The 11,058-nt window shown below is 56.3% G+C and carries 11 protein-coding genes and 1 pseudogene; all 12 read right to left on the bottom strand.

Annotation, left to right across the window (positions count from 1 at the left end):
* Window positions 1–112: 112 nt before the first annotated feature.
* Window positions 113–571 (bottom strand): annotated as a pseudogene (locus tag FSY45_RS24050) (IS3 family transposase); the annotation flags it as partial.
* 316 nt (window positions 572–887) lie between these two features.
* Window positions 888–2,159 (bottom strand): phospholipase D family protein, encoded by a 1,272-nt coding sequence (locus tag FSY45_RS24045; protein ID WP_054075398.1) that lies wholly within the window; start codon window positions 2,157–2,159, stop codon window positions 888–890.
* A gap of 558 nt (window positions 2,160–2,717) precedes the next feature.
* A complete protein-coding gene (locus FSY45_RS24040; RefSeq protein WP_054075399.1) occupies window positions 2,718–3,914 on the bottom strand; it encodes an IS91 family transposase in 1,197 nt (398 codons plus the stop codon).
* A gap of 9 nt (window positions 3,915–3,923) precedes the next feature.
* Entirely contained in the window at window positions 3,924–4,799 is an 876-nt protein-coding gene (locus tag FSY45_RS24035) for a site-specific integrase (protein ID WP_054075400.1), read from the bottom strand.
* Between the two features lie 553 nt (window positions 4,800–5,352).
* A complete protein-coding gene (locus FSY45_RS24030; RefSeq protein WP_046462752.1) occupies window positions 5,353–6,537 on the bottom strand; it encodes a site-specific integrase in 1,185 nt (394 codons plus the stop codon).
* On the bottom strand, window positions 6,495–6,749 hold the full coding sequence (locus FSY45_RS24025; RefSeq protein WP_012837697.1) for a hypothetical protein: 255 nt from the start codon (window positions 6,747–6,749) through the stop codon (window positions 6,495–6,497). The genes FSY45_RS24030 and FSY45_RS24025 overlap by 43 nt, the downstream gene beginning before the upstream one ends.
* A 15-nt stretch (window positions 6,750–6,764) precedes the next feature.
* Entirely contained in the window at window positions 6,765–6,992 is a 228-nt protein-coding gene (locus FSY45_RS24020) for a hypothetical protein (RefSeq protein WP_046462751.1), read from the bottom strand.
* A gap of 102 nt (window positions 6,993–7,094) precedes the next feature.
* Window positions 7,095–7,625 (bottom strand): Lar family restriction alleviation protein, encoded by a 531-nt coding sequence (locus FSY45_RS24015; protein ID WP_187427607.1) that lies wholly within the window; start codon window positions 7,623–7,625, stop codon window positions 7,095–7,097.
* A gap of 55 nt (window positions 7,626–7,680) precedes the next feature.
* Window positions 7,681–8,373, bottom strand: coding sequence for a hypothetical protein (locus tag FSY45_RS24010; RefSeq protein ID WP_046462749.1), 693 nt, complete (start codon window positions 8,371–8,373; stop codon window positions 7,681–7,683).
* Between the two features lie 137 nt (window positions 8,374–8,510).
* Window positions 8,511–8,768 (bottom strand): hypothetical protein, encoded by a 258-nt coding sequence (locus FSY45_RS24005; RefSeq protein ID WP_057092009.1) that lies wholly within the window; start codon window positions 8,766–8,768, stop codon window positions 8,511–8,513.
* A gap of 123 nt (window positions 8,769–8,891) precedes the next feature.
* Entirely contained in the window at window positions 8,892–10,112 is a 1,221-nt protein-coding gene (locus tag FSY45_RS24000) for a GGDEF domain-containing protein (RefSeq protein WP_046462748.1), read from the bottom strand.
* A gap of 269 nt (window positions 10,113–10,381) precedes the next feature.
* Entirely contained in the window at window positions 10,382–10,780 is a 399-nt protein-coding gene (locus FSY45_RS23995; protein WP_046462747.1) for a hypothetical protein, read from the bottom strand.
* Window positions 10,781–11,058: the final 278 nt, after the last annotated feature.

The raw sequence follows: 11,058 nt of genomic DNA, 5'->3' as shown, positions 1-11,058 counted from the left end.
CTGCGGCCCCAGCACCTCTACGTTCGTTAGATTTTTAGGACTAGGCATAAATACAGTCACAAGACTACCTCTTAGGTTAAGAGGGTTTACCTGTCCTCAGATCAATGGGGCCGCTCCACAAGGTTCCCCGGCATACCCCTAACTTGTCCGCAATCTCCTGTGCACTTGATTGGCGGGCACACAGTTGCACCACGCCCTCACACATCAAAGCATCAGGCTTTGTAGTCGGCCAAGGCCTGCCGACCATCGATTTACTGACCTCAGGGCAGTCTTGCCGAACCCACGCAGTCAACGTTCCTCGACCCGGGTAACCCAAAACCCTCATCGTGGCGGCAATACAGCGATCGTGGGCGAGGTAATGAGCAACCGCCACCTGTCTTTGCTGTAGCGAATATTTCGGTGCTCTTGGCGTTTGGTTTGCAGGCAAATCCTGATGCTTCAGGTACTGCTGATACCAGCCTTTCAATGCGTTCTTGGTTGGATATCCCAACTGGCGAATCGTGGCTCTGACACGCAAGCCAAGCTTGATGTAAATCTCAACTGCACGAATCCTGTCTGCGTATGAGTACATGAACTACCTCCTGGTAGTCCAAGTTTTTGTCCGCTTCCCCACCGGGGGCTAGTGGGTCACTTCTGGGTGGAAATTAACAGCCTACTTCTGCTTTGCAGCGATCGCTGCCGGTCGTAATCAACGCGACAGAAGCCAACACTGCCCCCTGCTATCGGGCCGTATCCCGAATCGCATCGTTCGCGGATGCGGATGCCGTCATGATCAGCTTGAAAACACTTGGTCCGATCGACAAGCACAGCGAAGATGAACCGAACTTCTTGCCTTTTAGAAATCAATCAGGACAGTCGCACAACTGATACCGCTACGCAGTGGCAGGTCAGTGGATCTGTCGAACTCTGGATCCCAAGTAGCGCAGCACTTTTGTCGTTCGGCTATTAAGGATGGGGAGTTCTTCCTTGTTGCACCAGCCGATGAGTTCCTGAACGTTGGCCTTACCGAAAGCCTTAATCTTGCCGTCGCCATTGACAGCATCAGCCATCCTGTCTACTACGTCCCCACGCCCGAACACCAAATGCGCAAGCGCCTCTCTGGCGCGTTCGGGGTCGTTGCTATTGATGAACTCATCTCTCCAAGTTTCTTTCCCGCCGCGATAGAAGCGGAGGCGGTCGCCGAAACTGTGCAGAGTGGATAGGGCGTCAAACAGGTCATCGTCCGAGGCCGCGAGAATTGTCTCCTTTGACTTGAATACGCGCTGCAGGCGTGGATAGGTCTCGCCGACGATGGTGTTCTCGAAGTAAGGCCATGGTATAGATGACCACTCGTCAATGAGTGGTCGCAAGATGGTTCGCTGCTCCTCGACGGTTCGGTAGGGGGACTGCTGCCAAGACTCCCCGGTGGCGTGTTTTTGCCGAATGAAACTCATGAAGGAGTCAACCTCAAGACGGAGTGGAACGTCCTGCTCGCTGACCTTCCTATAGCCGCTCGCTGCGTATGCATCTCGCACAATGCTGAATGCCGACACGCACTCTTGGTAGGACTTTCGAAAGCTTGAACGAAAGAGAGAATCGGACCTGGGCTTTGGCTGTCCGCGGGCGATGTTGTTCGGTGCGGTCTTGCCGAGCAACTCTGCAACCTCGTCAGCAAGCAATTCTGCAGCGTTGCTGTGCTGCTCGTACTTGCGGTACAACATCCTGTACTGTGCCAACATTTCGCCTGTGGGAACGTCAGCGCTTTCCCAGTAGTCTTGGAATATCGCTGCGAGCTCAGGCAAACGTTCGTCACTATCGTCAAGTCCCACTACGATTTCTTGATTCGCTGTGATGGCCGCTCTTGTTAGGTTGGCCGACCCCACCAACGCCTTGTTATCGCCGAAAAGATAGAGTTTTGGATGGAATGAACGCGCCGTATAGACGCGAAGTTGGACATTCGGGTGGCTCATCGCCCACTCGACAGCAGCAGGACAGGTCGGAAAGCCCAGCCTTACCACCAGCCAAACCTTGCAGCCGTGGTCTAGAAGTTTTTGGACAACATTGGTTTCAGTGAAGAACGCTACGGCAATGAAGACGTCACAACCCTGAACATCTCGCCGAGTAAGTTCGTTGATCAGGAAGTCCCTGTGCACCGTCCGATTGGCAAATAGGTTATCCATCTTCGTGCCTCCCTTGAATGTAGTGGTCGCGACTCTACATGTACGCAAGTCGATCCTAACTATTGTTGCTCGTCGGCCCACGACATTGGACTGGAACGACTAGCTGTCGGTTAGGCCAGCGGGGCTCAACGGCTGCTCTTGGCAGGAGCGGTCGCCTAAGGCCTGAAGCGCGAACGACTCAATCAGTTTAGGGTTGTGGGATACCTGCCCGGAACGACACCCCCACGCGACGATCAACCCTGCCTGAGGGCAGGTGTCGCACAAGCCTCGATGGTGGAAACCGCGGAACACGCCTATGTTGGTGTTCCGGGCGCAAACGCTATGGGGATTTGAGTCTGACTTCTGCGATCCGGAGTGCAGCTACCCAGACGCTCAGCATGCTCAAGAGCAAAGATTCAGCCTGGTAATAAGCCAAGTGCAGCCCGCCATATGGCTGTTGCACCTCTAGGCAGCCTCCATGGCATCCGTAACTCCACACGTGCCGCAAACAGGCGTGCGCTTCCTCCGTCGAGTTGCTGGTGGACATCGACATCGCTTTGAGGTTTGAAGGTGCGGTGCTCATGATGCTGGTGGTGCACGGATGGCTTGCCCACGCACAAAGCCTTGCAAGACGCTCAGGGCTTTGCCGCAATGCCAGCAGAAAAATACAGGTGTTGTCTTCCTCTCTGACATAACCGTTTGCACAGACTTCTCGGTGTCGCTCGCGGCCTGTGCTGGTGCGACTTGCAGCAGCTCACGCGCCAAAGACAGACAGCTCTTGCGAGCACCGTTGGCCAGCAAACCATAGTGCCTGATGCGGTGGAAGCCGCAGGGCAGCACATGCAACAAGAATCGGCGCATGAACTCTTCGGGAGCCAAGGTCATAGTCTTGTGGCGTGTGCGGCCCTTGGCCCGGTAGTCCTTCCAGCGCAAGCTCACCCCGTGCGCATCCATGGCAATCAACCGGCTGTTGGAGATGGCGACACGGTGCGTGTAGCGGGAGAGATAGGCCAGTACCGCCTGCGGCCCTGCAAATGGACGCTTGGCGTAAACCACCCATTCACATTGACGCATGGGGGCTAGCCATTGCCTGAAGTGCCCTGCGTCGGCCAGACCAGCCAGTGCTCCAAAGAACCTGAGCCCGCCCGTTTGATGAAGGCGCAGCAGTTCTTCAAGAAAGCGCCTACGCATCAGCCGGGACAGCACGCGCACTGGCAGGAAGAACCCAGGCCGGCAAGCCTTCCAGCGTCGCCCCTCATCCGCCAAACCACCACCAGGCACGATCCCGTGCACATGGGGGTGATGGGTCAAGGCAGAACCCCAGGTGTGCAGTACCAAGGTAGCCCCAATACGAGCTCCAAGGTGCTTGGGGTCTGCAGCGATGGTTTGCAATACCTCGGCAGCGACATCAAACAGCAACCCATAGAGTTCAGCCTTGTTCTGGTAAGCCAGATCGGCAATCGGTGCAGGCAAGGTGAAGACCACGTGGTAATACTCCACGGGCAGCAGATCAGTCTGACGGGCATCCAGCCAGCGCTTGGCGGCTGCACTCTGGCACTTGGGGCAGTGGCGGTTACGGCAGGAGTTATAGGAAACTTGCTCTGCTGCGCAGCCTTCGCAGCGCAAAACATGACCACCCAGTGCCGCTGTACGGCACTGTTCAATGGCCGACATCACCTTGAGCTGAGACAGGCTCAGGTGGCCACGCTGGCTCTCACGCCAGGCTGCGCCATGTTGAAGAAAGATGTCGGCAACCTCCAAGGAGGGCCGCTGCACGAGTGCCTCTCAGCTTGTTTGCATTGGCTCCAGTGGGCCGATCACATCACGCAGCAGATCGGTCGCCACATGGGCATAGATCGAAGTAGTCTCCAGCTTCTGGTGACCCAGCAGAACCTGAATCACACGGATATCGACCTTGCGCTCCAGCAGATGTGTGGCAAAGCTATGGCGCAGGGTGTGCGTCGTGACGCGTTTGTCGATGCCTGCCGCTTCGGCGGCAGCATGAACGGCACGATTGAGCTGGCGAATCGTCAGGGGCTCCAGGGCCGTCATACCCGGAAACAGCCATCCACCGGGCAACATCTTGCCCTGGGCATGTGCCAGATGCCACCATGTGCGCAGGCGCTGCAGAACAACGGGGCTGAGCATGGCATAGCGATCCTTGGCCCCCTTGCCTTGCTCGATGCGCAAGGTCATGCGCTGGCTATCCACATCCGTGACCCGCAAGTGCACCACTTCGCTGGCACGCAAACCTGCGCCATAGGCCACAGACAGAGCCACTTGGTGCTTGATGTTGTAGGCCGCTGCCAGCAGGCGTGAGACTTCCTTGCTGCTGAGAACCACAGGCAAGGTTCTAGGCAACTTCACAGGCTGCATCTTGGCCATCAGCTCAATGTGACCGAGCGTCACGTCAAAGAAGAACTTCAGACCTGTGAGCGTGGCGTTCAGTGTGGTGGGTGATGATCCTGCATCCACCAAATGCAGCTGGAAGTTGCGCAAATCCTCGACGGTGGCGGTGTCAGGCGAGCGCTTTAGGTAGGCGGCCAGATTGCGCACAGCACGGATATAGGCTTCCTGCGTACGAGGCTGCAGCTTGCGCATTCGCATGTCGTCGAGCATGCGCTGACGCAACGGGGAGATGGTTTGAATCGAGGGGGTCATGATCGCACTCCTGTCGAAGAACGAGGCCGATTGCCTCATTCACCAACATAGACAGGGGTGCGATGTGTATTCCGCGTCAGGGCCTTCGCGGCGGACTACCGCGCGAGCGGTTTAGTCCATCAGCCTATAGTTGTCCAAAGAGGTCTTTGAACGAGGTGAACAATTGTGGAAAATTCAAACCTTTATGGGGGGCAGTTTCAGCTGAGCCAAAAATTCACTGTCCTCATTCAAATCCGTATCCGGCACCGTTTTTTGCCTTTTTTGCGCTGAGCATGTGCAATAATTTGCCAATAAATTTATGTCTTAAGTGTTCCAACCCAATCCAGCCTTAAATTTGCTCCAACGGGGGAACAACATGGGGAACATCAAGACATAAAAATTTTCAAAAGTCTTTGGTTTATGCTGGTTTCAAGGGAAGATTCAATTCCCGCCAGCCCACCATTCAAGACACCGCCACACACTGGAAAGCCTAGTGTGTGGCGGTTTTTCTTTGCCTTCTGGTGTGCTGTGGTGTCCACCAAATCGCACCGATTTCGCACCGAAATCGCACCGATCATTTTTCTTTCACAATGCGAAATTCAGGCTTGGGCTTCTGGTAGTCGTCCCTGATGAATTTGCCATAGGTGCGAAAAACCATCTCCACGTCCTCATGCCCCAACTGGCTTGCCACGTACCATGGATTGGCGCCGGCCGTCAGCAAGGCTGAGGCATAGGTGTGGCGGACCTGATAGGGATTCCGATACTCCACCTCGGCGCGTTTGCAGACCGGCTGCCAGAGCGTCTTGCGGATCTGGGCGTCTGTGCTCCATGGCTCGCCCGTGCGGGGGTTGAGCCAGATGCGCTCGCCCTTGAGCTCGGAAATAGGGCGCTGGGCGTGCAGCGCCGCGAGCGCCTCGGCGGATAGCTCCACATCTCGGATGCCGGCGGCTGTCTTGGGCCCTTTGATCACGCCTGCGACCTGATTGAGCTCTATCCGGGCAACGGACCGCTCCCAATCGATGTGGCTCCACTGCAACGCTTGCAGCTCGCCTGGGCGCAGGCCCGTCTCAAACCAAAACTGGAGCATGGGCCTTTCGTCGGGGCGGCAGGCCTTGAGGATGGTCTCGCGCTCAGCCGCGCTGAACGGCGTCACCACATAGTCGCTGGCCTTTGCCGTTTGCCGAATGAGCTTGGATAGAGCGATGCGCTCGAAGGGATTGAAGTCGATCAGCTCATCATTGAGCGCATCCTCAAACAAGCTGCGCAGCGGGGTGAGCATGTTCCGTATGGCCTTGCTGGTGCAGTCCATTTCTGAAACCCAGTCACGCAGCAGACTGGGCAATACCTCGCCCACCTTCAGCCCATGCCAACGGCGCATGCGCTCGCCTGTGATGGCCTTGGCGTAACCGTTGTAGGTGGATGGGGACATTTGCCCGTTCTTGACCTGGCGGGCATAGGTGTCCAGCTGCTTTTGCAGCAGCGTTTCCATGAGCGGGTTGCTTTGTGACGGGGCTGCAGCCCTTGGGCTGTCCGGGAAGTAATCGGCATAGGAGAAGCCGCCTTCGGCAATCTTGCGGCGGATCTCGTCGCGCAATGAGGCCGCGCGCTGAATGCTGCTCTTGTTGATTGCACAGGCTGGGAGCAGCTCGCGGCACTCCTGGCCCTCCCAGGTGAAGGCAATTTGCAGCCTGTCGCCTGAGACGAGATGGCGAATCTTCACGCCGGGCGGTGTTGCTTGGGTAGGTGGTCTTTTATCCATTGATCGGCTGCTTTGATGTTGACGTAGAGGCGGCGGTGAACGACTGCGACCTGGGCTCCCTCGCGCCAGGTGCCAGCCTTCTTGCGTTGTTTGACGGTCTCTCGTGTCACCCCGGTGAGTTCCTCAAACTTGGAGGCCAGCACCCACTCGGGTGCATTGACGGACTCATCATTGGCGGCATGGTTTGCAGCTTGTGTATCTGAATGTTTCATAGATCAAGGCTCAGTTCAGGGGGTTGTGGAGGGGCTGGACAGCGGCTCGATATGAGCGCGAGGCCTGCGGTCGTGCTGGGCATCAAAGGCCTGGAGGTAGGTTTCCCAGAGCTGCTGACCATCGGCACAGCGCGCCTGCTTGCCACCGGAGAGGCCGGCCGCGCAGCAGGTTGGGCAGTTGAAGTGGTGGGCGATGTAGGTCTTGTCTTCTGGCAGGCCCACGGTGCTGGCGCTGATTGCCATGAGGTCTCCCAAAAAGCAAAGCCCCGCATCAGCGGGGCTCTGGGTGGTTGATGGGTTCGCGCCATCTGTCGCGCTTGTCGCCGCGGTCGCGGGCTCGTCGGCTCATGCCCCTCCCTTTGCTGCCGCGATAGCGGCGCGTTGTGCCCACCAGTCGCGCGAAGGCTTCTCGGCGTTGTCGGCTTCCATCGCCACCATGAGCGCGATCAGGGCCGTGCGAGTGCGGCTCGATTGACCGCCGCCACCTCCGCCCGGATTGCAGAATTCGATGCTGCCGCCGCCGTTCTCGTCCCAGACGGACACAAACACATCGTTGTCAGAATCAAAGCCCACGCGAATGTGGGCAACTTGGCTCATGTCTCCGATGCGCCCAATATCGCGCGCCTTGGGCCATGTGATTTCCGCATCCCGCGCGTCTGCCTGCACAGGGGCAGGCTCCTGAATCTGGTGCAGGCAGGGCGCGAGCGCAACGCGCTTGTTCCACGATGCTTCAAGTTCTTCATAGGTTTGGCAGTAGTCGAATTCAAAAGCGCAATCCACACACTCGGCTTTGTGATAGTTGCGGTCGCTCCAGACGTCATATTTCGGCTCGCCACCGCAGAAGGGGCAGGGCAGCAGGTTGTTGGTGTTGGTCATGGTTTCCATGGCTCCCAGAATGAGAAAAGCCCGCAGCGGCGGGCTGGGGTGTTGGTTAGGTGACTGATGCCTGTTGCTTCACGTTGTCGTAGGCCTTGATTCCCCACGCGATGGCATAGCAGTTCCATAGGAAATGGAATTTGAATTCCTTGCAGTTCCACTCCCAGCAGTCATCCATCTGAAAGCCAGGCACGTCATCACATCGAAAGTCGCGGGCAGCGTCGTAGGCTCGTACTTCGCCATCATCGGCAGTCGATAGAACTTCATCGTTCAGAGCGCTCCAAAGCGCTGCCTTGTCGTCGCTGAATTGGTCGTGCTCCGCCTGGGTGCTGTATTCAGCATCGGGTTCACTGCACTCAACCCAGCTATCAAATGCCTCTTTGACATGCTCCCGAAAGCTATCGGCACTGAACTCCATGACATCCCTTGGTGCCGGTGCGAGCAGCTTCTCGTCCCAATAGCCAGGGTTGATTGCCAGTTGATCAGCGCGGCCTGTTTTGTTGTAGTGCTCTTGATCTGTGCGAAAGAACGTGAACATGTCCTGCAAGCGTCGGAATACGAAAGTTCCCATGTCGCCATCAATGCACAGCGTGCCAGGCCAAGTGATGATGTCGAACCAGTAGGCGCGGCTGGAGGGATCTTTGAACCGCAAATGACGGTTCACACCGTCGTCGCGCATGACTTCCATCTGGTGCGCTTGCGCATCCTTGAGGAAGCGATCCTCGGTGCATGCAATTTCTCGGGGCATTCGTGTCTCCAGAAAGCAAAAAGCCCGCTCAATGGCGGGCAGGTGATGGGTGGATAGGTAGTGACTGGTCGTCCTGACCAACGTCGGCTGAAGCGATGGCAAGCAGCGAGCCGTCTATAGACTGGGGATCCTTGTAGTCAGCAAGACGATCTGGGGTATAGCAATAGCTCCATCAGGTCTGCTTTGCCAGCTACAGTCACAAGACCTGCTGCTGCGAGTGCGCGGATAAAGCCGAACCCGTGCTGACGAGCGTTCTCCAGCTGTATCGCCGATTCCGGCTTCTTGTCATAGGCTGCGCGAACCCTGTCAACGATGATCTTCCAATCAGCGTGAAGATTTTCTGGCAACAGTTCGTAGCGATATGCCTGTACGGGTTGTGAAGCATTGCTCGCCATGTCTGCTCCTCGGTGACTCGGCCTATAGATTACGCTTCTTCATTCCTGGAACGCTTTCTATGGAATGAAAAAAGCGGGTGGTGGGCTGTGGTGATTACGGGTGAAACGCTCGTTGCGAGGGCGCTATGTGCTTTTGCTGTAGGGCATGTGGTAGCTTGGGTTTGCAACGGGATCGAGTTCGATGGATATATCCGGATAGTTGCCCCCGGATACGTGCACCCGATCTCGCCCAGCATTTTTGGCTTCGTAAAGAAGCCGATCGGCCTCTCGCAGGGCTTGATCTAATGGCGTGTTGCTGTCGAGCGCTGAAATCCCGAAGCTCAGGGTCAACGTGTAGCCTGATGGGAGAACTTCATTGTTCAAGCGGAGGTCGCGCTGGATGCGAAGGGCAATGGCCTCGGCATCTTTCAGTGAAATTTCCGTCAGCAAAAGCACAAACTCTTCCCCGCCGAACCGTGCGACAAGGTCGTTCTCCCGCACGCTGTCTTTAAGAGTCGTTGAAACCAGTTGCAGAACCTCATCGCCGCGCTTGTGGCCCCAGGAGTCGTTAATGCGCTTGAAGTGATCTATATCGCAGGCCAGCACGGCCATCGGATAGAGCCGTATGTCAGCGAGGCGCTGCTGGGCATATTCTTGAAAAGAGCGGCGATTCAGCAACTGGGTCAACGCATCAAGGTCTCGCTCACGTCGTAGCTTGTCTACCGTTTCCTTCGCGGCAATAGCAGTCATCACCAAGCTGAAGAGCAGCGCGAAGTTCAAGATGCTCACCAGCGTTAGGAGCCAGTAGGGCGACTTTGGCAATGACCGAAGATCCGAGTAGCCCAGCAGCCAGATCAAACCGGGCCGAGTGAAGGTATAGGTAGTGAATGCGATGCTTAGCCAGAGCAGCAATTTATCGAGCCAGTGTAAAGAGCTCATCCTTGAGCGGACCTGCAGGATAGGCAGCATTAGAACCAAGCCCGAGCCTATACTGAAGGAACAGATGCGAACCCAAGGAATCGGATTCACCCAGCTGAAGTGATACACAACGGCTAAGGTGACGATGGAGATCTGCAGTGCAATGTGCGGATGCGTTGATACACGCCACCTGTCCGCCCAGCACTTCGCAAGACACCAGGCTCCCAGCAGATAGATGCTGCCAATCAATAGCGCATAGCGCGTGAGCACCTCAAGGGGAATCAAGGTTTGAGCAGCGAGGGGCAGTGCCGTGAGCGAATAGGCGCAGGCTTGCCAAAACAGAAAGCGCTGGGATCGTTGGTTAAACCAAGCAACCATCAGGACGGCAGCAAGAACCAGTAGCGCCAGAGGTGGTGTCAGTACCAACAAGTTGTAATTCGCGGACATCTGACCAGAGCCTCCCCGATCAAAGAGCAATCATTTCAACCCTGAGCGTTAAACGGCGATCTGGAATCTCGATGCTCGTATTTTCGCTTTTGTCACAAATTATTACACCGCCGCAGGCTGATAGATTGCTGTCAGCCGAACTCTTGTTCCGTGCACAAAAGCTGCCAAAAGTCATCAAAAACGGCCTCAGTTGCACGAATAAAAATCGTTCCAAATGTGTAGCCCTGTCTTCGCGGGTGACACTGTGTGCAGATCAGATTTTTGATAACTCAGGCGACTACCTTTTTGATCTCTATCAACTGGACTTCCAGCCATCCCACCTTGACGGCCAGCTCCTTGCATTGTTGAGCTGCCTCCTGAAGGATGTAGGGCTTGCTACGCACTGCAGTGCGCTTGGCTGTGCGCAGCCATGCGGTTTCATCAAATGGCTCCGGCGGTTTGCCCCCTGCCTTCTGCGCCATCTGGCAAAGCCGCTCGTGCGCCTGCTTTGCTTCATCCAGCAGGCCAGGCGCGATACCTGAGACACGCCAGCCCTTGTGCACGGACACGGGATCCGCCTTGGCTGCCAGGCGACGCTGGCGCTCGAGCTCCATTCCTTGAGCTCGCATGGCGGCCATGCGGGAGTCGGTGATGGGGTCGCCGTTGTGATTCACGAAAGTCAGACTCATGGGAGCCTCCAAAGAAAAAGCCCACCCATTGGTGGGCACATGGTTATTAGAAAAATCAATCCCAAGCCAATAAACAATTCGTTACATTCAGCGCTTTGCTTTGTTCACCTGAGTACGGACCACGTATGGCACTTGATGATCGAACGCGCAGATTGCTTGAGGAGTGGGAGGTCAAGCACGGTCTGTCAGTCATCCAAAAGAGACTTGATATGGGCTTGTTTGAGTTCGACCGTGAGAAGCAAAAAAATTGCTATTTATGGCTTAAGGCACGCCGAGTC

It is taken from the genome of Comamonas sp. Z1 (assembly GCF_008121555.1).
GTDB lineage: Bacteria > Pseudomonadota > Gammaproteobacteria > Burkholderiales > Burkholderiaceae_C > Comamonas > Comamonas thiooxydans.
Note: the sequence above shows the minus strand (reverse complement) of the source record. Positions and strands in the feature narration are given on the sequence as shown.